This is a genomic window from Saccharopolyspora hordei, assembly GCF_013410345.1.
Lineage (GTDB): Bacteria > Actinomycetota > Actinomycetes > Mycobacteriales > Pseudonocardiaceae > Saccharopolyspora > Saccharopolyspora hordei.
In genome coordinates this window covers 4,543,595-4,565,038 of the sequence record NZ_JACCFJ010000001.1, presented here as the reverse complement: position 1 = coordinate 4,565,038, position 21,444 = coordinate 4,543,595, and the positions used below count along the sequence as shown (strand labels likewise).

Genomic DNA, 21,444 nt, shown 5'->3' with positions numbered 1-21,444 from the left:
CCGATCTGCGCTGAAGCCGCGTCGGGAAGGGTGAAGGCCCCTCCAGGGCGGGGGACCGGAGGGGCCTTCACAACTACCGAACACCACGCTGCTCCCGGGGAACAGCACCGGTGACGGCATCGATCGGGTGAGATCGTCGGGTGCTGCGGGGTGCGGGGCCCCGCACCCGGCTCAGCGGTTGTCTTCCTTCACCATGTCCGAGCACTTCTCACCGATCGCCATGGTGGTGATGTTCGGGTTCACCGTGACCAGGAACGGCATCACCGAGGCGTCGGCGACGCGCAGGCCCTGGACGCCCTTGACCCGCAGCCGCGCGTCCAGCGGCTTGCTCTGGTCGTCGTCGGCACCCATCGCCACCGTGCACGCCGGGTGGTAGACGGTGTTGTGGGTGCGCTTGATGTAGTCGGCGATCTCGTCGTCGGTCTGCACGTCCGGGCCCGGGAACAGCTCCGCGCCCGCCCACTCCTGCATCGCCGGCTGCGCCACGATCTCGCGGGCCAGCTTGATGCCGGCGGTCATCACCCGCATGTCGTGCGGGTCGGTGAAGTACCGCGGGTCGACCTTCGGCTTGTCCCGGAAGTCGCGGCTGCGCAGCCGCACCGTGCCCTTCGAGCGGGCGTGGGTGACGTTCGGGGTCAGGCAGAAGCTGTTCTCCGAGGTCGGGTAGCCCTGCCGCACGGTGTGCATGTCGAAGGGCACCGACCCGTAGTGGAACATCAGGTCCGGCCGGTCCAGGCCCGGCTCGGTGGTGGTGAAGATGCCGATCTCCCACCACTGCGTCGAGTCGGTGACCATCGGCTTCTTGGCCTCCCAGCTGATCACACCCTCCGGGTGGTCCTGGAGGTTGGAGCCGACGCCGGGGGAGTCGACCAGCACGTCGATGCCGATCTCGCGCAGGTGGTCGGCCGGGCCGATGCCCGACAGCATCAGCAGCTTCGGCGTGTCGATGGCACCGGCGGACAGCACGACCTCGCGGCGCGTCGACACCGTGCGGGTGTGGATCAGGTCCGGGTCCAGGTACTGCACGCCGGTGGCGCGGGTGCCGTCGAAGACGACCTTCTTGGCCCACGCGTTGGTCCGGATCTCCAGGTTCGGCCGGTCCAGGACCGGGTGCAGGTAGGACACCGACGACGAGGAGCGGGTGCCGTCCTCGCGGGCGTTGATCTGGAACCAGTTGGCGCCGTTCACCACGGTCTTGCCGGAGTTGAACTGCGTGGTCGGGATGCCCTGCTGCTCACAGGCCTGCAGCAGCGCGACGCCGCACGGGTCCTTCGGCGGGACGGTGCGCAGGGTGACCGGGCCGCTGCGGCCGTGGTGGTCGCCCGGCCCGTCGTTGTTCTCCAGCCGCTGGTACAGCGGGAAGACGTCCTTGGCGCCCCAGCCGGTGCAGCCCATCGACTCCCACTCGTCGAGGTCCTCGGCCGGCGCCCAGAAGGCGATGCAGGAGTTGTGCGAGGAGCAGCCGCCGAGCACCCGGGCCCGGGCGTGCCGCATGAAGGAGTTGCCGTTCTCCTGCGGTTCGACCAGGTAGTCCCAGTCGTAGCCGGACTCCAGCAGCGCCATCCAGCGCTTGAGCTCCAGGACCGCCTTGTCGCCGACGTCCGAGGGGCCCGCCTCCAGCAGGCAGACGGTGACGTCCGGGTCCTCGGAGAGCCGCGCCGCGACGGCCGCACCCGCGCTCCCGCCGCCGACGACCACGTAGTCGAACTGTTCCGTCATGTGTCCGAATCTCCGTTTCTGCTCAGCCAACCGGGATGGTCTCGTCCTCGTCCGCAGTGGACGAGTGCTCGGCCAGGACGCCGACCTTGTGGCGCTGGACGAACCAGTAGTACGCGAATCCGGCAACCGCCGCGATCCCGACGAACAGGACCGAGCTGTACTGCAGGTACCAGTGGTAGGGCGGCTCGGCGTTGTAGACCTCGCGGCGCGGCCAGGCGAGGTTGATGGTCATCCCGGCGCCCCACAGCACGGCCAGCACGTTGATCGGCAGCCCCAGCTTGCCGAGGCTGAACCGGCCCTCCTCCTTGACCGGCTTCCACCTGCCGCGCAGTCGCGCGACCAGCATCGGCACGGTGACCAGCAGGTACGAGATGTAGATGAGGATGATCGCCAGGCTGGTGACCGCGGTGAAGATCTGCGGCTGGCCGATGTTGACCAGCAGCAGCGCCACCGCGAGCACGCCGATGACGATCGCGGGGACCACCGGAGTCTGGAACCGCGGGCTGACGCGGGCCAGCAGCTTGCCCGCCGGCAGCGCGTTGTCGCGGGCCATGGCGAAGGCGATCCGGATGGCCGCGGTGTGCACCGCCAGCACGCAGACCGTGATCGCCACGAAGATGGCCAGCAGGAACAACCGGCCGATGAACGGCCCCAGCGCGTCGTTGAGCACGAACTGCAGACCGCTGGAGCTCAGCTCCGGCGCGGAGAAGTCGCGGGTGGCCATCAGGCCCAGCAGGATGATCAGGCCGCCGAGGACGAAGGAGGCGATCAGCGCCCGCAGGATCGCCTTGGGCGCGTTGCGGTGCGGGTCGATGGACTCCTCGCCCAGCGAGGCGGCGGTGTCGAAGCCGTACATCACGTACGAGGAGGCGATGCCGGCGACCAGGAACGCGGTCAGGTAGCTGCCGCCGTAGGCGCTCTCGGTGCCGTTGGTGTCCAGCACCACGGTCGGCGGGTTCACGGCGACCAGCGCCAGCGCGACGATCAGCAGCACGGCGGCGATCAGCTCGATGAACACACCGCTGCTGTTGATGCGGGCCATCAGCTTGACGCCGAAGGCGTTGACCAGCGTGGTGAACAGGATCAGCACCAGCGCCAGCAGGATGCCGTTGACCGCGGCGTCGGTGCTGTTGGAGCTGTCCCCGACCACCTGGAACCCGGACCAGATCTGGGGGAGGGTGTTCTGGTAGGCCAGCGCGGTGGCCGAGATCGACACGATCGAGGCCAGCAGCATCATCCAGCCCGCCAACCAGCCGACGTGCTGCCCGCCCAGCTTCTTCGCCCAGTTGTAGACGGAGCCGGCGATCGGGTAGCGGGATGCCAGCTCGGCGAAGCTCAACGCCACGAGCAACTGCCCGATGAAGACGATCGGCCACGACCACCAGTAGGCGGGTCCGCCGAGGGACAAGCCGAAGTAGGACAGTTGGAAGGTGCCGGTGAGCACCGAGATGTAGCTGATGCCGGCCGCGAAGGTGTGGAAACCCCCGAGGCTCCTCTTCAGTTTGTTGGTGTAGCCGAACTCGTTGAGCTCGGCGTCGTAGTTGGGCGCGCTCATGCCCCGAACTCCTTTCCCGGTCAACGCCGCCCGCCGGGTGCGAGCGGGCTGGACCGGGTGGTCGCTGTCGTCGCGCGTACTCGCTGGCGCGGCGCGTGCGGCAGCGCGGCCGTCGCTGCGGTGGACCGGACACCACCGCAGCGACGGACCTCACTCACTTGCCGGTGAACCAGTTCTGCGGGCCGGGCCGCAGGTTCTGGTAGACGTGCTTGGCCTCCTGGTACTCGCCGAGCCCGCCGCGGCCGAGTTCCCGGCCGATGCCGGACTGCTTGAACCCGCCCCACTCCGCCTGCGGCAGGTAGGGGTGGAAGTCGTTGATCCAGACGGTGCCGTGCCGCAGCCGGTTGGCGACCCGCTGCGCCTTGGCGGGGTCGCTGGTGAAGACCGCCCCGGCCAGGCCGTAGTGGGTGTCGTTGGCGATGCGCACCGCGTCGTCCTCGTCGGAGAAGCGCTCCACGGTCAGCACCGGGCCGAAGGACTCCTCGGTCACCGCGTACGAGCCCTGCTCGACCTCGTCGAGCACCGTGGGCAGGTAGTAGTGGCCGTTGGCGTAGCGCTCGCCCTCGGGGCGGCGGCCACCGGTGCGCAGCACCGCGCCCTCGGCGACGGACTTGGCCACGTAGTCCTCGACCTTCTGCAGGTGGGCGGCCGAGATCAGCGGACCGGTCTCGGCGTCCTCGTCGAACGGACCGCCGATGCGGATCTGCTCGGCGCGGCGCACGATCTCGTCCACCAGCGCGTCGTGCAGCTCGTCCTGCACGATCAGCCGCGCACCGGCCGAGCACACCTGGCCGGAGTGCAGGAACACCGCGGTCAGGGCGTAGTCCACGGCGGTCTCGAAGTCGGCGTCGGCGAACACGACGTTCGGGTTCTTGCCGCCCAGCTCCAGGGCGACCTTCTTGACCGTCGGCGCCGCGGCGGCCGAGATCTTCCGGCCGGTGTGCAGGCCACCGGTGAAGGAGATCAGGTCCACGTCGGGGTGTTCGGACAGCACCGCGCCGACCTCGGCGCCGGTGCCCAGGACGAGGTTGCCGACGCCGGCGGGCAGGCCGGCCTCCTGCAGCGCGCGCATCAGCAGGATCGCGGTGCTGGGGGTCAGCTCGCTGGGCTTGAGCACGAAGGTGTCGCCCGCCGCGATGGCCGGTGCGACCTTCCACGCCACCTGCAGCAGCGGGTAGTTCCAGGGCGTGATCATGCCGCACACGCCGACCGGCTCGTACTGCACGCGGCTGATCGAGTCCGGCGAGCCGGTGTCGACGACCCGGCCCGCGTCGGTGCCGGCCAGCTTGCCGAAGTAGCGGAAGCAGGCGGCGATGTCGTCCATGTCGTACTCGCTCTCCACCAGCCGCTTGCCGGTGTCGAGCGATTCGGCGCGGGCGAACTCGGCCTTGTCGCGCTTCAGGATGTCGCTGACCCGCAGCAGCAGGTCCCCGCGCTCCCACGCGGAGCTGCTCGCCCACGTGCCCTCGTCGAAGGTGCGGCGAGCTGCGGCGATGGCGCGCTCGGCGTCGGCCCGCCCGGCCTCGTCCACGGTGGCCACCAGCGTCCCGTCGGCGGGACAGCGGATCTCGCGGACGCGGCCGTCCGCGGCCCGCACCCATTCGCCGTCGATGAACAGCGTGGGGGCCGAATTCTCAGCTTGCGACATGCTCGTATCCCCGTGAAGTCTGATTCGTGCATTCCGGGCTGGAACCGCACGGCCGCGACTGCGCGGCGTGATCACTGCAGCGAGAGCGGGCACTGGCCTCGCGATTCGTCTCGCCGCACCCGGGCGAATTCGTCGAATGGTGCGTCGGCGCGCCGTGCTGCGATTTCACCTCCTGCGGTGCATTCGGTGGCGGCCGTGCGCGGTCTTCGTCCAATTCCAGCGCCGGGTCGATTCCTCGGCTCCGGTGCGTCAGCGGTCTCAGTGCTGCGGAAGACCCTAACACCGTTGGTGTACATCTGTACATCTCGAGGTCCTCGCCGGATGGTCATCCAGCGGAAAAGTGCGCTCCGAACAGGCAGAACGCGATTCCGGTGACGTGGACCGCATCGTTCAGGCGCCCCGGCATGGCAGGCTGGACATGGTCATCCGCTTCGCCCGCCCGCGGAGTGGTCCACGCCACAGGAGGGACGCCGAAGCGCATGTCGACCACGCAGCCCGCGCCCGCCGCCCGCCGGAAGGACCCGGCCCGGCCCGAGCGCATCGCGCGCGCCGCGATCGCCGTCGTCGCCGAGCGCGGCGTGGACAAGCTCACCCACCGCGCGGTCGCTGCCGAGGCCGGTGTCCCGCTGGGGTCGACCACCTACTACTTCGCCACCCTGGACGACCTGCTGGCCAGCGCCCTGCGGCAGGCCGCCGCCGACGACGTGGCGCACCTGCGGCGCTGGGCCGAGAGCCTGGCCGACAACGACGACCTGGCCGCCGCGCTGACCGACCTGGTGCTGCACTACCTCGGCCCGGCCCGGGCGCAGACCGCGGTCGAGCACGAGCTCTACGTGGCCGCGCTGCACAAGCCCGCGCTGCGCCACGTGAGCCAGGAGTGGGACACCGCGATGGCCGAGCTGTTCTCCGCCCACACCGACGAGGCCACCGGCGCGGCGCTGACCGCGGTGATCTGCGGCCTGCTGATGCAGGGGATCGTCCGGGAATCGGTGCCGAGTCGAGACGAGATCGAGATGGTGTTCCGCAGGGTGCTCGACGGACCCGTGGAAAGCTGATTCCGCCAGGCATTTTCCCCCGGGTGTCCGGTCGGTCAAGTTCGGATGTCCGTTGCATTGCGCCGAATCCCGCGCTGTTGATCTACGCGCGCGGGAGGTGAAGAATGGGTGCCAGCGATCCGTGGCACCGTCAGCGCCGTGACGTCCGATCTGCCGGTTTCAGTCCGGTGGAGCACATCGCCGTGCGTTCCCCCGGTGTACAACGGAACTTGCCGCGTCGGGGCGTGGCTCGCTCCCAGCACGATTGATCGACATCAGGTGGGGTGAGACCGTGGGGCACAACGAAGACCGCGAATTGGTGCCGCTGAAGTCAGATTTCGACACAGTCTGGTACGGATTCCGGCGATCGCAGGTCAAGTTCTACATCCAGCAGACCGAAACCGAGCTCCGGATGCTCGCCGAGGACCGGGATTCGGCGCTCAGCCAGGTCGCTGAGCTGACCGCGCAGCTGGAGCAGGCGCGCGCCGAGATCGAGGAGCTCAAGAAGCAGCTCGACGAGCAGGCGCGCACGCCGATCGACGAGTCCGCGCTCAGCGACCGCTTGCGGCGGATGGTCCGGCTCGCGCACGACGAAGCCAACGAGGTGGTCGCCGCTGCGCAGGCAGCGGCCGAGCACGAGTGGGCGCGCAGCGAGCAGGCCGCGGCCGAGCTGCGCGAACGCTACGAGAAGCTGGTCGCCGAGGCCGACGAGTGGCGGCGGCAGTCCGAGCGGCAGCGCAACGAGATGCTCGCCCGCACCCGCGCGGAAGTCCAGGCCATGAAGCAGGAGGCCGAGGAGCACCGCCGTCGGCTCGACGCCGAGGCCGAGGAGCGGCGCACCCAGGTCGAGCACGACTTCGAGGTCTCCATGGCGGCGCGCCGCGAAGAGGCGATGCGCATCATGGCCGAGCGCGAGCAGGCCAGCCGGGAGGCCGCGCAGCGGCGGGTCCGCGAGGCCACCGCGGAGGCGGAGCGGCGCATCCGGCGGGCCGACGAGTACGCCGAGACCATGCTGCGCATGCGCCAGGACCTGGCGCAGCGGGTCCGCGCCGCGCACGAGGTGCTGGCCGCGGCCGAGCCGTTCCTCACCGCGACCGAGACGGGGGCGGCCAGCGAGAGCTCGGAGCGCTACGTCGCCGAGGTCGTCCACAACGGACAGGTGCCGACCGAGCCGGTCGACGTCCCGGAGCAGCGCCACGAGGAGCCGCTCCCCGAGGAGGCGGCGGCCAGCCGCGCCTGACGCTCACCGGACGGCGCCGCGGTGCCGCGAGGGGGCACGCCCACCCAGGGTGTCCTCCCGCGGCACCGCCGTCTGCTGCGCGCACGGGTGCCCGCGCACGCCCCGGCGGGCGGAACCGATCACGAACCGCGAAGATCCCACCAGCGGTGCTGCGGGAACTCGCCGAGACCTTCCCGGCACCGCGCGTGATCACTAGGTTCGACGTGACTCGGAGTGCAGCGGGAGGCGGGATGAACTGGCGCGGTCTGGTCACCATCGCCGCGGTGTGCGGCATGCTGCTGGTCGGCGCACCGGTGGGCGCGGCGCCACCGGTCGATGACGTGCGCGACCGGCTGGAGGCGGTCCCCGGGCTGACGGTGGTGGGGGAGCGGCCCACCGAACCGGGGTACCGGCTGTTCGACCTGACCTTCACCCAGCCCGCCGACCACCGGCACCCGGAGGCCGGGCAGTTCGAGCAGCGGCTCACCGTGCTGCACCGCGGCCTGGACCGGCCGACCGTGCTCCACACCTCCGGCTACGGCCTGCCCGCGGAGGCCACCCGCGCCGAACCGACCCGGCTGGTCGACGGCAACCAGGTGAGCCTGGAGCACCGCTTCTTCACCCCGTCCCGGCCGGACCCGGCGGACTGGGGCGACCTGGACATCTGGCAGGCCGCGACCGACCAGCACCGGGTGATCACCGCGCTGCGCTCCGTCTACGGGGGCCGGTGGCTCACCACCGGGGCGAGCAAGGGCGGCATGACGGCCGTCTACCACCGGCGCTTCTACCCCGACGACGTGGACGGCACCATCGCCTACGTGGCGCCCAACGACGTCGACAACGACCGGGACCGCTACGACGAGTTCCTGGCCGAGGTCGGCACCGACCCGGCCTGCCGCGCCGCGCTGACCGCGGTGCAGCGGGAAGCGCTGCTCCGCCGCGACGAGCTGCTGGCGAAGTTCCAGGCCTACGCCGACGCCGAGGGGCTGACCTTCGACCGGATCATCGGCGACGTCGACCGCGGCTTCGAGATGGTGGTGCTCGACGCGCCGTTCGCGTTCTGGCAGTACCGCGGCCAGGACGACTGCGCCCAGGTGCCGGCGACCACCGCCAGCACCGACGAGATCTACGCGTTCTTCGACGAGACCGTCGAGTTCCGCTTCTACACCGACCAGGGCATCGAGCCGTACGCGCCGTACTACTACCAGGCGGGCACGCAGCTGGGCTGGCCGCACGTCTCCGACGAGCCGCTGGCCGACCTGCTGCACCACCGCGAGCTGAGCCAGCCCCGCAACCTGGTGCCGCGCGAGATCCCGATGCGCTTCGAACCGGGCGTGATGCGCCAGGTCGACACGTGGGTGCGCAGCCAGGGGTCGGAACTGATGTTCGTCAACGGCGAGCGCGACCCGTGGAGCGCGGAACCGTTCGAGCTGGGCCCCGGCACCCGCGACTCGTACCGCTACCTGGTGCCCGGTGCCAACCACGGCGCCAAGATCGAGGGCCTGCCGGCCGAGCAGCGGGCCGAGGCCGAGGCGACCGTGCGCCGCTGGGCCGGTGCCGACGCGCCGGCGGCGCGCTCCGCGGTCCTCGACGCCGAGCGGCTCGAACGCCACCCGCTCTGACGCGGCCGAGCCCGCCGGTCAGCACGGCGTCCGGCCGGACGCCCGGCGACGCCGAGGTCCCGGGCCCGCACCACCGTCAGGCGACCTCGGCGCGGGTGGCGCGGCGCGCCGCGAGCTTGTCGTAGGCGTTCATCAGGAACCGGTGCGACGGGCGTTCGACCACGCGGGTCAGGGCCCAGCCGAGGACGGTCCCGGTCACCAGCATCGCCAGCGTCTGCAGCAGCGGGTCGACCCCGAGGTCGTCGAGCTCGCGCATCACGATGTAGCCGATCGTCTGGTGCGTCAGGAACACGCCGTAGGAGATGCCGGCGAACCAGGTGATCCGCCCGGCCAGCCAGCTCGGCACCACCCGGTCCCAGTCCGGGCCGTGGGCGGTCAGCGCCACCACGACCATGCCCACGCACACCGCGATCGTGGACCCCCAGTCGGCCACCAGGCCCTCGGGGGTCTCGGCGTAGTTGTGCAGCGCCTGCCCGGTCATGCACGCGAGCAGCAGCCCGAGGAAGTGCGGCAGCGAGATCCGCCGCGTCGACCACAGCCAGATCGCCACCCCGACCACGAACAGGTGCCACCGGTGCACCCCGATGCCGTCGACGACGGTGCGGTACAGCTCCGACGGGTCGCTCACCCGCAGCGGCCACTGCACGATCGGCAGCAGCACCGCCAGCCACAGCACGACGATGATCCGCCGCCCGTGCCCCCACTTCGTGGCGAACAGGGCCGCGGCGGCGGTGAAGCCCATCAGCTGCAGCGGCACCGTCCAGTGCGAACCGTCGATGAACCAGTAGTCCGCGGGCTTCCAGTTCCACAGCATCAACAGGTTCGCCGCCAGGTCACTGCCGGTGGGGTAGAACCAGCCCTCCACGGCGGCCCAGCGCATCACCAGGAAGATCAACACGACGGCGCCGAGGAACGGCGGCACGAGCCGGGCAATCCGACCCCACCAGTAGCGCAGCAACGGTCCGCGCCCGATGGTCACGCACGCGAAGTACGCCGAGATCACCAGCAGCAGGCTCGCCCCCACCTGGAACGGGAAGACGAACGTGCGGGGCGTCATCTCGGGGTGCAGGTAGGTGCTCAGGAAGGTGGAGTGGTAGAGCATCACCAGCACGACGCAGGCGGTGCGCACCACGTCCCAGCTGATCTTGCGCTTGCTCCGGCCCGAGCTCCGTTTCGTGGCAGTAGGTGTCATCTCGGGCACGCACGTCACCGTACCAGGGTAGTTTGTCGGAATACCGAAGGATCATCGCGTTCTGAGCTGGGCAGATGGCCCAACAGCGTGACCCGCGGGCGCTGTGTCGGCTTGGTCACGGTTTCCGCGCCAGCACGGCGTAGCTCAACGGGTCCTCGGTCCGCAGGTCCGCGTCGCCCTGCTCCGGCCGCCACTCCGTGGTGGGCACCACGCCGGGCTCCAGCGGCTCCAGACCTTCCAGCAGCGACTCCACCTCGGCGCGGCTGCGCGCGGTGCCCGGGTGCTGGCTGGAGGCCAGCAGGTCCAGCGCCGCCTGCACCGTCTGCGGCGCGTGGTCGGCGGTCAGGTGGGTCAGGCCGAGCAGGGAGCCCGGCGCGAAGGCCGCCAGGTAGCTGCGGATCACGGAGGCCGGGTGCTCGGCGATGCAGTGCAGCACGGAGAACATCAGCACCGCCACGGGTTCGGACGGGTCCAACAGGGCGCGGACGCGCTCGGAGCTCAGCACCGCGTCCACGTCGCGCAGGTCGGCCTGCACGATCGTCGCGCCCGGGTTGCCCGCCAGCAGCAGCTCGCCCTGGGTGACCGCCAGCGGCTCGCTGTCGACGTAGACCACCCGCGCGTCCGGGACCTGCTGCGCGGTCTCGTGCACGGTGCCGACGGTCGGGATGCCGCAGCCGATGTCCAGGAACTGCCGCACGCCCAGGTCCAGGCACGCGCGCACCACGCGGTGCAGGCACGCCCGGTTGGCCAGCGCGTCCAGGCGGATGTCCGGCGCCACCGCGAGCACCGCCCGGGCCAGCTCGCGGTCCGACGAGAAGTTGTTGCCTCCACCCAGGAGGAAGTCGTGCATCCGTGCCCCGCTGGGGCGGTCCAGGTCCAGGTCGTAGGGGAAGTCGGGGATCTCGGGCATCGTTCCTCCGGGTGACCGTGCTGGTGCGCAGGGTAGTGACCCGGGCGCTCGGCGAACAGGCCTGAGGTGACGGAGGACACGCGCCCCGCGCTGTTGACCTGGAGCGCGCTGGAAGTTCGAGACTCCTCCACGCATCGCGGACGAAGGAGGACGATCTCGATGGCGCAGTACGTGTTGCCGGAGCTGGACTACGACTACGGGGCGTTGGAGCCGGCGATCTCCGGTGAGATCAACGAGTTGCACCACAGCAAGCACCACGCCACCTACGTCAAGGGCGCCAACGACACGATCGAGAAGATCGCCGAGGCGCGGGAGAAGGGTGACTTCTCCTCGATCGTGGGTCTGGAGACGACGCTGGCGTTCAACCTGGCGGGGCACTCGCTGCACCTGGTCTGGTGGAAGGTCCTCTCGCCGGACGGCGGGGGCGAGCCGACCGGTGAGCTGGCGGCGGCGATCGACGAGGACTTCGGGTCCTTCGACGCCTTCCGGGCCCAGATGGAGGCGGTGTCGACCACGATCCAGGGCAACGGCTGGGGTGTGCTGGCGTGGGACCCGGTGGGGCGGCGGCTGATCACCCAGCAGCTGCGGGACCACCACGCGAACCTGTCGATCGCGACCACGCCGCTGCTGGTGTTCGACATCTGGGAGCACGCCTACTACCTGCAGTACCGCAACGTGAAGGCGGACTACGTCAAGAACCTGTGGAACGTCGTCAACTGGGACGAGGTCTCCCGGCGCTTCGCCGACGCCCGGGCCGGCCACAACGGCCTGCGCCTGCCCACCGCCTGAGCGCGGGGCGCCGGGCCGTGCGCCCGGCGCCACCACCGGGGGCGCACCGGCCGCGCGGGGTCAGCCGATCCAGCGGTAGCGGCGTTCGGGGCGGCCGGTGCCGCCGTAGCGGAGGCGGACCTCGGCGCGGCCGGTGTCGGTGAAGTGCTCCAGGTACTTGCGGGCGCTGACCCGCGACAGCGCGCTGGCCTCGGCGCACTCGGACGCCGACAGGTCGCCGCCCGCCTCGGTCGCCTCGCGCAGGACGCGCTCGACCACCTCCGAGGTCTCGGTGGTCAGCCCCTTCGGCAGCGCCGTGCGCCGGACGCGGGCGCCGAAGAGGCGGTCGATGTCCTGCTGCGCGGCCGGGGCGTCGCCGGGCAGCTCGCTGAGCTTGCTGTGCAGCGCCCGGAAGCCCTCCAGCTGGTCGCGCAGCGCCTCGAAGCTGAACGGCTTGATCAGGTAGTGCAGCGCGCCGCCGCGCAGGGCGCCGCGCACCGCGTCCAGGTCGCGGGCCGCGGTGATCATGATGACGTCGGGGTCGGCCGTCGGGTGCGCGCGCAGCTCCCGCAGCACCGAGAGGCCGTCGATGTCGGGCAGGTAGATGTCCAGCAGGACCAGGTCGGGCCGCAGCTCGTCCACCGCCCGGATGGCCTCCGCGCCGGTGTGCGCGGCCGCGACGACCTCGAAGCCGGGCACCCGGGCCACGTACCCGCTGTGCACCTTGGCGACCATGAAGTCGTCGTCCACCACCAACACCTTGATCATGCCTGCGGTCCTCCCAGCGGCAGCGTCGCGGTGAACACCGCGCCGCGTGCGTTGTGCACGTGCACCGAGCCGCCGCGACGATGGCAGATCTGCCTGGTCAAGGCCAGCCCCAGCCCCCGCTCGCCGCCGCGCGCGGCCTTGGTGGTGAAGCCGTGCCGGAAGACCTCCTCGACGATCTCGGCGGCCACCCCGGGCCCGGAGTCGCGCACCACGACGACGACCTCGTCGGTGCAGCGCACGTCGATCTCGACCCAGCGGTCGTCGGCCTCCCCCGCGCCCTCCAGCGCGTCCAGGGCGTTGTCGACCAGGTTGCCCAGCACCGTGACCAGGTCGGCCGAGAGCCGGTCGTCGAGCGCGGGCAGGTAGCTGCCCTCGTCCAGGCGCAGCCCGACGCCGCGCTCGGCGGCCAGGCTGGCCTTGGCGATCAGCAGCGCGGCGGTCGCCGAGTCGTGGATGCGCGCGGTGACCTCGGCGTGCCACTGCTCGTGGCGGTGGCTGATGCGCATCACGTAGCGCTGCACCTCCTCGTACTCGCCCAGCTCGATGAGCCCGGAGATGGTGTGCAGCCGGTTGCTGAACTCGTGCGCCTGCGCACGCAGCGTGTCGGTGGTGTCCCGGTGCACGGCGAGCTCCCGCTGCAGGTCGACCAGCTCGGTGCGGTCGCGCATGGTGACCACCGCGCCGACCGAGGAGATCGGCATCCGGTTGAGCACCACGACCTTGCCGCGCCGCAGCACGATCTGGTCCACGCCGTCGGTGCGGCCGGTGAGCACGTCGCGGGCGCGGTCGTTGAGGTCCAGCGAGTCGATGTCACGGCCCACGCAGTCGTCCGGCAGCGAGAGCAGCTGCCGCGCCTGGTCGTTGACCAGCGTGATGCGGTTCTGCTCGTCGATGCCGAGCACGCCTTCCCGCACGCCGTGCAGCAGCGCCTCGCGGTGCTCGACCAGCCGCGTGATCTCGCGCGGCTCGAGCCCCAGCGTCTGCCGCTTGACCCGGCGCGCCAGCAGCACCGACCCGGCCACCCCGAGCACCGTGGCGAAGGCCAGCAGCGCGAGCGGGTTCTCCGGGGCCTCGCGCAGGCCCTGCAGCACGTCCGGGGTGTTGCTGCCGGCGGCGACCACGCCGATGGTGCGCAGGCCGTCGGAGAGCACCGGCACGTGCGCCACCAGCGATTCGACGCCGTCGGTGGTGACCACGCCGATCCACGACCGGCCCTGCAGCACGGTGCTCTCGCCCAGCGGGAGCGGCTTGCCGCGCTGCGCGGGGTCGGGCGAGGTGAGCACGACGCCGCGCTCGTCGGCGATGATCACGTCGTCCGCGCCGGAGAGGCTGCGGGCGCTCTCGGCGAAGATCGGCAGGGCGTCGCGCCGGTAGGGGTCCTGCAGGCTCTCCCGCACGCCGGTGGTGGCGGCCAGGTCCTCGGCGACCGAGAGCATCCGGCGGCCCTCGTTGTTCCGGAAGGCGATGTTCGTCTGCGCCACCGAGAACACCGCGACCGAGGCGAGCAGCACGAAGATGATCAGCAGCTGCCAGCTGAGCAGCTGCCGGGACAGCGATGTCTGCACGCGCAGCACGTCCACCTCCGCGACGACCGGTGCGCCGAACGGTAACCCTCCGCTGGTCGTCGCCCGAGCGCGGCCGTTTCGTCCGGTTCCACAAGTGACAGAAGTGTCGATAGCTGCAAAAGCGCGACAGCGTGCGCGGGGGCGGTGCAGCATGGCGGGGATCACGTTCCCGGCCTTCGCGAGAGGTCGCGTCGGCCCCGGACCAGCGGCCTGCCGCTGGGCGTGGTTCCGCGGCGGCGAGGCGCAGGCCGCGGAAACGCGCGGAACGGGTGCCCGTCCACCCCCGGGCACCGTCGTGGAAGGCGGCCCGGTCGTGAAATCCCCCGGCGACCGGGCCACCGACGTGCGCTGGTCCGGGTGCCCGCCGGGGTCGTGAGTGCGAAAGCCGCCTGGAGCCGGTCCCAGCACTCACGACGTCGTCAAGACCCACCGGCGGCGCCCCCGCTCTCCACCGCCGCGACGCCGCCGGGCCACCACCCACCCGGTCCACGTTCGGCACGAACGGGTGCGGCGAACGGGTGGTTCGCACTGGACGTCCCCACCGGAGCCGGGAGAGCCTGGGCGCGCCCGTGTCGACCAGTCCAGACCGAGAGGTGGGGCGTGATGGCGATGCACCCGCTGGATCCGCTGAGCGCGGAGGAGGTCCTGCGCAACCGCGACGTCCTGCAGCAGGCCGGCCTGCTGCGCGCGTCGACCCGGTTCCCCCTGGTGCAGCTGGCGGAACCGGACAAGGCCGCGGTGTTCGCGCACCGCGACGGCGATCCGGTGGAGCGGCGGGCGCGCTCGGTGCTGCTGGACGTCGAGACCGGTGAGGTGATGACCACCGTGGTCTCGCTGACCAGCGGCGAACTGGTGGACAAGGCCGTGGTCAACCCGGTCGACGAGGGTCAGCCGCCGGTCATGCTCGACGAGTACGAGCTGGTCGAGCGCATCGTGCGTGCCGACGAGACCTGGCTGCGGGCGATCCGCGACCGCGGCATCGAGGACGTGTCCACGGTGCGGGTGTGCCCGCTGTCGGCGGGGTGGTTCGGCGACCCGGCGGAGCGCGGTCGGCGGATGCTGCGCGCCCTGGCGTTCCTGCAGGACAGCCCGGACGAACTGCCGTGGGCGCACCCGATCGACGGGCTGGTGGCCTACGTCGACGTGATCGAGCAGCGGGTGCTGGAGGTCGTCGACGACCGCACGCTCCCGGTGCCGGCCGAGAGCGGCGACTACACCGACGAAGCGGTGCGCGGCCCGCACCGCGAGTCGCTGCGACCGATCGAGATCACCCAGCCCGAGGGGCCGAGCTTCCACGTCGACGGCCACGAGGTGCGGTGGGAGGACTGGCGGTTCCGCATCGGGTTCGACCCGCGCGAAGGCCTGGTGCTGCACCAGCTGTCCTTCCACGAGCGGCCGGTGGTCCACCGGGCGTCGATCAGCGAGATGGTGGTCAACTACGGCGACCCGTCCCCGGCCCGGTTCTGGCAGAACTACTTCGACGCCGGCGAGTACTCGCTGGGCAAGCTCGCCAACGAACTGGTGCTCGGCTGCGACTGCCTCGGCGAGATCCGGTACTTCGACGCCGTGGTGGCGCAGGAGGACGGCACGCCCCGCACGCTGCGCAACGCGGTGTGCCTGCACGAAGAGGACGTCGGGGTGCTGTGGAAGCACACCGACGTGTTCACCGGCTCGGCCGAGACCCGCCGGCAGCGGCGGCTGGTGGTGTCGTTCTTCGTCTCGGTCGGCAACTACGACTACGGCTTCTACTGGTACCTCTACCTGGACGGCACCATCCAGCTGGAGACCAAGGCGACGGGGATCGTGTTCACCTCCGCCTACCCGGAGGAGGGGTCGCGCTGGGCCACCGAGCTCGCTCCCGGGCTCGGCGGCCCGTACCACCAGCACCTGTTCAGCGCGCGGCTGGACATGACGGTGGACGGCACCCGCAACGCGGTGGACGAGGTCGAGGTGCAGCGGGTGCCGATCGGCGCGGACAACCCGCACGGCAACGCCTTCACCCGGCGCGTCACCAGGCTGGCGCGGGAGAGCGAGGCGGCGCGCGAAGCGGACCCGGCGTCGGGCCGGGTCTGGCACGTGGTCAACACCGAGCGCACCAACCGCCTCGGTCAACCGGTCGGCTACGCGCTGCACCCGCAGGGCGGCCCGCTGCTGCTGGCCGACCCGGAGTCCTCGATCGCCCGGCGCGCGGCGTTCGCGACCAAGCACCTGTGGGTCACCCAGTGCTCGCCGGACGAGCGGTACCCGGCGGGCGAGTGGGTGAACCAGCACCACGGCGGGGCGGGGCTCCCGGCCTACGCGGCGCAGGACCGCAGCGTCGACGGCGAGGACATCGTCCTGTGGCACACCTTCGGCCTCACGCACTTCCCGCGGACCGAGGACTGGCCGGTCATGCCGGTGGACACGTGCGGCTTCACCCTCAAGCCGGTCGGCTTCCTCGACCGCAACCCCACCCTCGACGTCCCACCCACCACGAGCACCCACTCCCACTGCTGCGAGTCCTGACCCGAGCGGGTGGTCGTGAGTGCGCAAGCCGGTCCCCACCGGTTCGAGCACTCACGACGTGTCCACAGGTGGGTCAGCTGTCCACAGATTCCGGTTCCGCCCTACCGGCTCCGGCCGGGCGCGCCGATCTTGGGGGACATGCAGGAGAACCACAAGTGGTCGCGGCACGTGTCGTTCGGTCCCGAGGACCACGAGCGCTGGAACGAGCTGGTGGACTCCCAGCACGGGATCGTGTCGGGCGGGCAGCTCCAGGACTTCGGCCTGTCCCGGCACGTGGGGCCCGCGCAGCTGGAAGCGCGGCGGTGGCAGCGGGTGCTGCCGAACGTGTTCGCGACCTTCACCGGCCCCCCGCCGAGATCGTCGTTGATCAGCGCGGCCCTGCTGTACGGAGGACCGTGGGCGGTGCTCAGCCACCGCACGGCTGCGGAGGAGTGGGGGATGCTGCCGGTCGCGGACGACTCGCCGGTGCACATCACGGTCCCCTACGCCCGCTCCGCCGTGTCCCAGCTCCCGCTGGTGCACGTCCACCGGTCGCGGGCGTTCTCGCACATCGTCGCGCCGGCGGAGCCGCCCAGGACCAGCCGCGAGGACACCATCATCGACCTGGCTGCCGCCGAACCGACACCGGAGCGGGCGCGTGACGTGGTGGTCCAGCTCGTCGGCGCGAACCGGGTACCGCTGTGGAGGGTGCACAGCCAGCTCGAGCTGAGGCCGCCGTACCGGCATCGGAGTGCCGTGAGGGCTGCTCTCGACCTCGTGGCAGGTGGTGCCCTCTCCGTGCTCGAAGCCGAGTACCAGCTGGAGGTGGAACAGGCCCACGGGTTGCCGGCAGCGTCCAGGCAGACGCCGTTCTCGGTCGACGGCGTCGTGCTCTGGGAAGACGTCACCTACGACGCCGCCGGGGTGCCTCTGACGGTCCGGCTGGACGGTCGGCAGTTCCACGCCAGCAGCCGGGTCGCGTTCCGGGACCGCCGTCGCGACAACGCTGCCGAGCTCGCTGGGCGGGCTCGACTCGTCTACGGGTGGCACGAGGTCCGCGAGGACCCGTGCGCGGTCGCAGCGGAGGTCCTGGCCGTGCTGCGCCGAGGAGGCTGGCGCGGTCCCTCGCACGGCTGCCACCGTTGCGGCAGGTAGGGGGTCGTGAGTGCGCAGGCCGGTTCCAGCCGGTCTGCGCACTCACGACCCGTCGCGCTGGGTGAGTTCGGACTCGGCGGCTTCGAGGGCGGCGAACTCCTCCTCGGGGGCCGAGGCGATGAGGTGGTGGCGGCTGTAGCACCAGAAGTAGGCCAGCGCCGCCAGGAAGATCAGCGCGGTGATCGCCGCCGCGAGCATGTCGACGATGAACGTCGCGACCACCGCGGCGACGGCCAGCACCAGGGCCACCGCCGTGGTCACGACGCCGCCCGGCGTGCGGTACGGGCGCTCCAGGCCCGGTTCGCGGCGGCGCAGCACGATGTGCGAGAGGTTCAGCAGCACGTACGAGACGGTGGCGCCGAACACGGCGATGTCGATGAGCACGGCGCCGTCGCGGGTGGCGGTGGCCAGCGCGAACCCGATGGTGCCGGGCACGACCAGGGCCAGGTGCGGGGTGCGGCGCTTGCTGGTGACCGACAGCCAGCGCGGCAGGTAGCCGGCCCGGGACAGCGCGAACAGCTGGCGGGACGCGGCGTAGATGATGGAGAAGAAGCTGGCCACCAGCCCGGCCAGGCCCACGTAGTTGACCACCTCGGCGAGCACGCTGTTCCCGCCGGCCGCGACGCGCACCGCCTCGGGCAGCGGGTTGTCGGCACCGGAGATGGCCGACGACCCCGCCCCGCCCGGCGCGACCACCAGGATCGCCGCGGCGAACAGCAGCAGCACCGTGATCGCCGCGATGATCCCGCGCGGCATGTCCTTGCGCGGGTCGCGCGCTTCCTCCGCGGCGAGCGGGACGCCTTCCACCGCCAGGAAGAACCAGATGCCGTACACCAGCGAGGCGAGCACCCCGGCGTAGCCGAACGGCAGGAAGGTGCTGGCGCCGACCGCGTCCGTGGGCGCGATGTCGAACAGCTTCGCCGTGGAGAACTCGGGGACCATGCCGACCACGAAGGCGACCAGCGCGACCACGGCCACCGCGGTGATGCCGAACATCAGCCGCAGCGCCTCGCCGACGCCGTAGATGTGGATGCCGATGAAGACCACGAAGCAGGCCAGGTACACCGGCCAGCTGTTCGTCAACCCGAACAGGCCCAGCGATTCCACGTAGCCGCCGATGAACACCGCGATCGCGGCCGGTGCGATGGCGTACTCGATGAGGATGGCGGTGCCGGTGGCGAACCCGCCGAGCGGGCCGAGCGCGCGCCGGGCGAAGCCGTACCCGGCACCGGCCACCGGCAGCGCGGAGGCCATCTCGGCCAGGCCGAACACCATGCAGGTGTACATGGTCGCCATCAGCACCGTGGCCACCAGCAACCCGCCCCAGCCGCCTTGCGCGAGCCCGAAGTTCCAGCCGGCGAAGTCGCCGGAGATCACGTACGAGACACCGAGCCCGGCGAGCAGGAGCCAGCCCGCTGCGCCCCGCCGGAGCCGCCGCTTGTCCAGGTAGTCGCTGCCGACCTGCTCGTAGTCCACCTGCCGCCGCTTCTCGGCCATCGCGGGTCCTCCCCAGGATTGGTATGACCGTGGCCCATTGGTTGGTCCAGGAGCGTGCTGCGGGGGATCGCGGATGTCAACAGCGCGGCGGAAAAACCTCGTTTCAATCAGGTGAAACCGTTCGGACGCTTGACGGCGCGGTGGAGCGGGTGCTTGCATGTCCGCACTCAAAGGTCTGATCCCATACCAATCAAGGCCGGGACGGTCCGGCCGGAGGGAGACGCCGGTGCCGCGCAACGAGCAGCTGACACTCGGACGCCTGCGCGAGTTGGTCGAGTCCGGCGAGGTGGACACGGTCGTCGTCGCGCTGACCGACATGCAGGGAAGGCTGCAGGGCAAGCGCTGCTCGGCCCGCTACTTCCTGGACGAGGTGCTCGCGCACGGCACCGAGGCGTGCAGCTACCTGCTCGCCGTCGACGTCGACATGACCACTGTGGACGGTTACGCGCTGACCTCGTGGGAGAAGGGGTACGGCGACTTCGTGCTGAAGCCCCACCTGGACACGCTGCGCCTCGTCCCGTGGCAGGAGGCGACCGCGCTGGTGCTCTGCGACGTGCAGTGGCACTCCGGCGAACCGGTCGGTCCGTCACCGCGGCAGGTGCTGCGCGGGCAGCTCGACCGGCTCGCCGAGCTCGGGCTCGCCGCGCACGTCGGGACCGAGCTGGAGTTCCTGGCCTTCCGCGACAGCTACGAGGGCGCGTGGGACAAGCGCTACCACGGGCTCACGCCGGTCAACCAGTACAACGTGGACTACTCCATCGCCGGCACCGCCCGAGTGGAGGGGCTGCTGCGGCGGATCCGCAACGACATGGCCGGCGCCGGGCTGTACGTCGAGTCGGCCAAGGGCGAGTGCAACCTCGGTCAGCACGAGATCGCCATCCGCTACGCCGACGCGTTGACCAGCTGCGACAACCACGTCTTCTACAAGAACGGCGCCAAGGAGATCGCCGCCGCGGAAGGCCTCAGCCTCACCTTCATGGCCAAGTACGACCAGCGCGAGGGCAACTCCTGCCACATCCACGTGAGCCTGCACGACGAGAACGGCTCGGCGATGCCCGGCGACGGCGAGCACGGGTTCTCCGACCTCATGGCGCACTTCATCGCCGGCCAGCTGGCGTGCCTGCCGGAGCTGACGTACTTCCTGGCGCCGAACATCAACTCCTACAAGCGGTTCGCGGCGGGCAGCTTCGCGCCCACCACCATCGCCTGGGGCCGGGACAACCGGACGTGCGCCCTGCGCGTGGTCGGCCACGGGCCGAGCCTGCGGGTGGAGAACCGGGTGCCCGGTGGCGACGTCAACCCCTACCTCGCGGTGGCGGCGATCCTGGCGGCCGGCCTGCACGGGATCGCCGAGGAGCTGCCGCTGGAACCGATGCTGGCGGGCAACGCCTACGCCTCCGACAAGGGCACCGTGCCGACGACGTTGCGGGAGGCGGCCGACCTGCTGGCCCGGAGCAAGGTCGCGGTCGAGGCGTTCGGCCAGGACGTCGTCGACCACTACGTCAACGCGGCCCGGGTGGAACTGGCCGCCTTCGACGCGGCGGTCACCGATTGGGAGCGCATCCGTGGTTTCGAACGGCTCTGACCGTCCGATCATCGGCATCAGCACCTACGTCGAGACGGCGAGGTGGGGCGTGTGGCACCGCGAAGCCGCGCTGCTTCCCACCAGCTACGTCCAGGCCGTGCACCGCGGCGGTGGTGTCCCGGTGCTGCTGCCCGTCCTGCCGGACGGACCCGACCTGTCCGCTGTGGACGCCGTGGTGCTGGCCGGGGGGCCGGACGTCGACCCCGCGGGGTACGGGCAGCCGCCGCACCACGAGCTCGGCCCGGTGCGGCCGGAGCGGGACGCCTGGGAGGTCCGGTTGCTGCGCGCCGCGCTCGACCGCGACCTGCCGGTGCTCGGGGTGTGCCGGGGCGCGCAGGTCATGAACGTCGCCTTCGGCGGGACGCTGCACCAGCACCTGCCGGAGCTGGTCGAGCACCGGCGGCACCAGCCGGAACCCGCGGTCTTCGGCAGCACCCGGGTCGCGCTGCGCGCGGGCAGCCGGATCGCGGCGGTCCTGGGCGAGGAGGTGGTGGTGCCCTGCTACCACCACCAGGCCATCGCCGAGGTCGCCGCGGAGCTCGACGTGGTGGGGCGGGCCGACGACGGCACCGTCGAGGCGGTCGAGCTCCCGGGACGGCGGTTCGCCATCGGGGTGCAGTGGCACCCGGAAGAGGACACTGTGGACGATCGGTTGTTCGCGGCACTGGCCGCGGCTGCGAGGGAGGGACGCGGTGAGCACCGCACATGACGTGATCAACCCGG

16 protein-coding genes are annotated in these 21,444 nt (G+C 71.2%); 8 read left to right on the top strand and 8 right to left on the bottom strand.

Annotation, left to right across the window (positions count from 1 at the left end):
- Positions 1-171 precede the first annotated feature (171 nt).
- The 3 genes from HNR68_RS20880 to HNR68_RS20870 all read right to left on the bottom strand — a co-directional run bounded on the left by HNR68_RS20880 (position 172) and on the right by HNR68_RS20870 (position 4,922).
- Positions 172-1,719: a GMC family oxidoreductase gene (locus HNR68_RS20880; RefSeq protein WP_179723454.1), complete on the bottom strand. Its 1,548-nt coding sequence runs from the start codon at positions 1,717-1,719 to the stop codon at positions 172-174.
- A 22-nt stretch (positions 1,720-1,741) separates the two neighbouring features.
- A complete protein-coding gene (locus HNR68_RS20875) occupies positions 1,742-3,274 on the bottom strand; it encodes an APC family permease (RefSeq protein WP_179723453.1) in 1,533 nt (510 codons plus the stop codon).
- 154 nt (positions 3,275-3,428) lie between these two features.
- Positions 3,429-4,922 carry an aldehyde dehydrogenase family protein gene (locus HNR68_RS20870; protein ID WP_179723452.1) on the bottom strand — a complete coding sequence of 498 codons (1,494 nt, stop codon included), beginning with the start codon at positions 4,920-4,922 and terminating at the stop codon, positions 3,429-3,431.
- 479 nt (positions 4,923-5,401) lie between these two features.
- Between HNR68_RS20870 and HNR68_RS20865 the strand changes: the two genes are divergently transcribed.
- From HNR68_RS20865 to HNR68_RS20855, 3 genes are all read left to right on the top strand, one after another.
- Entirely contained in the window at positions 5,402-5,977 is a 576-nt protein-coding gene (locus HNR68_RS20865; protein WP_179723451.1) for a TetR/AcrR family transcriptional regulator, read from the top strand.
- Positions 5,978-6,248: 271 nt separating this feature from the next.
- On the top strand, positions 6,249-7,196 hold the full coding sequence (locus tag HNR68_RS20860) for a coiled-coil domain-containing protein (protein WP_179723450.1): 948 nt from the start codon (positions 6,249-6,251) through the stop codon (positions 7,194-7,196).
- 230 nt (positions 7,197-7,426) lie between these two features.
- The gene (locus HNR68_RS20855) at positions 7,427-8,797 is read left to right on the top strand and encodes a S28 family serine protease (protein ID WP_179723449.1); all 1,371 of its coding nucleotides are present in this window, start codon (positions 7,427-7,429) and stop codon (positions 8,795-8,797) included.
- Positions 8,798-8,873: 76 nt separating this feature from the next.
- Here the strand turns inward: HNR68_RS20855 and HNR68_RS20850 are convergent, their stop codons facing one another.
- Entirely contained in the window at positions 8,874-10,007 is a 1,134-nt protein-coding gene (locus HNR68_RS20850; RefSeq protein WP_343050294.1) for an acyltransferase family protein, read from the bottom strand.
- A gap of 97 nt (positions 10,008-10,104) precedes the next feature.
- Complete coding sequence (locus HNR68_RS20845) at positions 10,105-10,899, bottom strand: SAM-dependent methyltransferase (protein WP_179723448.1); 795 nt, start codon at positions 10,897-10,899, stop codon at positions 10,105-10,107.
- A 159-nt stretch (positions 10,900-11,058) separates the two neighbouring features.
- Here HNR68_RS20845 and HNR68_RS20840 point away from each other — a divergent pair, with 159 nt between their 5' ends.
- Positions 11,059-11,688, top strand: coding sequence for a superoxide dismutase (locus HNR68_RS20840; RefSeq protein WP_179716655.1), 630 nt, complete (start codon positions 11,059-11,061; stop codon positions 11,686-11,688).
- Between the two features lie 60 nt (positions 11,689-11,748).
- Here the strand turns inward: HNR68_RS20840 and HNR68_RS20835 are convergent, their stop codons facing one another.
- Positions 11,749-12,435: a response regulator gene (locus HNR68_RS20835; RefSeq protein WP_179723447.1), complete on the bottom strand. Its 687-nt coding sequence runs from the start codon at positions 12,433-12,435 to the stop codon at positions 11,749-11,751.
- The gene (locus HNR68_RS20830) at positions 12,432-14,009 is read right to left on the bottom strand and encodes a sensor histidine kinase (protein WP_380574875.1); all 1,578 of its coding nucleotides are present in this window, start codon (positions 14,007-14,009) and stop codon (positions 12,432-12,434) included. The genes HNR68_RS20835 and HNR68_RS20830 overlap by 4 nt, the downstream gene beginning before the upstream one ends.
- A 594-nt stretch (positions 14,010-14,603) precedes the next feature.
- On the opposite strand from HNR68_RS20830, the gene HNR68_RS20825 reads away from it, so the two are divergent.
- The gene (locus tag HNR68_RS20825) at positions 14,604-16,505 is read left to right on the top strand and encodes a primary-amine oxidase (RefSeq protein WP_179723446.1); all 1,902 of its coding nucleotides are present in this window, start codon (positions 14,604-14,606) and stop codon (positions 16,503-16,505) included.
- 138 nt (positions 16,506-16,643) lie between these two features.
- Positions 16,644-17,639, top strand: coding sequence for a hypothetical protein (locus HNR68_RS20820; RefSeq protein ID WP_246330502.1), 996 nt, complete (start codon positions 16,644-16,646; stop codon positions 17,637-17,639).
- Between the two features lie 42 nt (positions 17,640-17,681).
- On the opposite strand, the gene eat is transcribed toward HNR68_RS20820, so the two are convergent.
- Entirely contained in the window at positions 17,682-19,136 is a 1,455-nt protein-coding gene (gene eat, locus HNR68_RS20815; protein WP_179723445.1) for an ethanolamine permease, read from the bottom strand.
- A 226-nt stretch (positions 19,137-19,362) separates the two neighbouring features.
- Here eat and HNR68_RS20810 point away from each other — a divergent pair, with 226 nt between their 5' ends.
- Positions 19,363-20,721 (top strand): glutamine synthetase family protein, encoded by a 1,359-nt coding sequence (locus HNR68_RS20810; RefSeq protein ID WP_343050291.1) that lies wholly within the window; start codon positions 19,363-19,365, stop codon positions 20,719-20,721.
- Positions 20,702-21,430 (top strand): gamma-glutamyl-gamma-aminobutyrate hydrolase family protein, encoded by a 729-nt coding sequence (locus HNR68_RS20805; RefSeq protein WP_179723443.1) that lies wholly within the window; start codon positions 20,702-20,704, stop codon positions 21,428-21,430. The genes HNR68_RS20810 and HNR68_RS20805 overlap by 20 nt, the downstream gene beginning before the upstream one ends.
- The last annotated feature ends 14 nt before the right edge of the window (positions 21,431-21,444 follow it).

Coding starts and splice junctions, on each gene's coding strand:
- HNR68_RS20880 (WP_179723454.1), bottom strand. CDS start 1,719: ATGACGGAACAGTTCGACTACGTGGTCGTCGGCGGCGGGAGCGCGGGT.
- HNR68_RS20875 (WP_179723453.1), bottom strand. CDS start 3,274: ATGAGCGCGCCCAACTACGACGCCGAGCTCAACGAGTTCGGCTACACC.
- HNR68_RS20870 (WP_179723452.1), bottom strand. CDS start 4,922: ATGTCGCAAGCTGAGAATTCGGCCCCCACGCTGTTCATCGACGGCGAA.
- HNR68_RS20865 (WP_179723451.1), top strand. CDS start 5,402: ATGTCGACCACGCAGCCCGCGCCCGCCGCCCGCCGGAAGGACCCGGCC.
- HNR68_RS20855 (WP_179723449.1), top strand. CDS start 7,427: ATGAACTGGCGCGGTCTGGTCACCATCGCCGCGGTGTGCGGCATGCTG.
- HNR68_RS20845 (WP_179723448.1), bottom strand. CDS start 10,899: ATGCCCGAGATCCCCGACTTCCCCTACGACCTGGACCTGGACCGCCCC.
- HNR68_RS20840 (WP_179716655.1), top strand. CDS start 11,059: ATGGCGCAGTACGTGTTGCCGGAGCTGGACTACGACTACGGGGCGTTG.
- HNR68_RS20835 (WP_179723447.1), bottom strand. CDS start 12,435: ATGATCAAGGTGTTGGTGGTGGACGACGACTTCATGGTCGCCAAGGTG.
- HNR68_RS20825 (WP_179723446.1), top strand. CDS start 14,604: ATGGCGATGCACCCGCTGGATCCGCTGAGCGCGGAGGAGGTCCTGCGC.
- HNR68_RS20820 (WP_246330502.1), top strand. CDS start 16,644: ATGCAGGAGAACCACAAGTGGTCGCGGCACGTGTCGTTCGGTCCCGAG.
- eat (WP_179723445.1), bottom strand. CDS start 19,136: ATGGCCGAGAAGCGGCGGCAGGTGGACTACGAGCAGGTCGGCAGCGAC.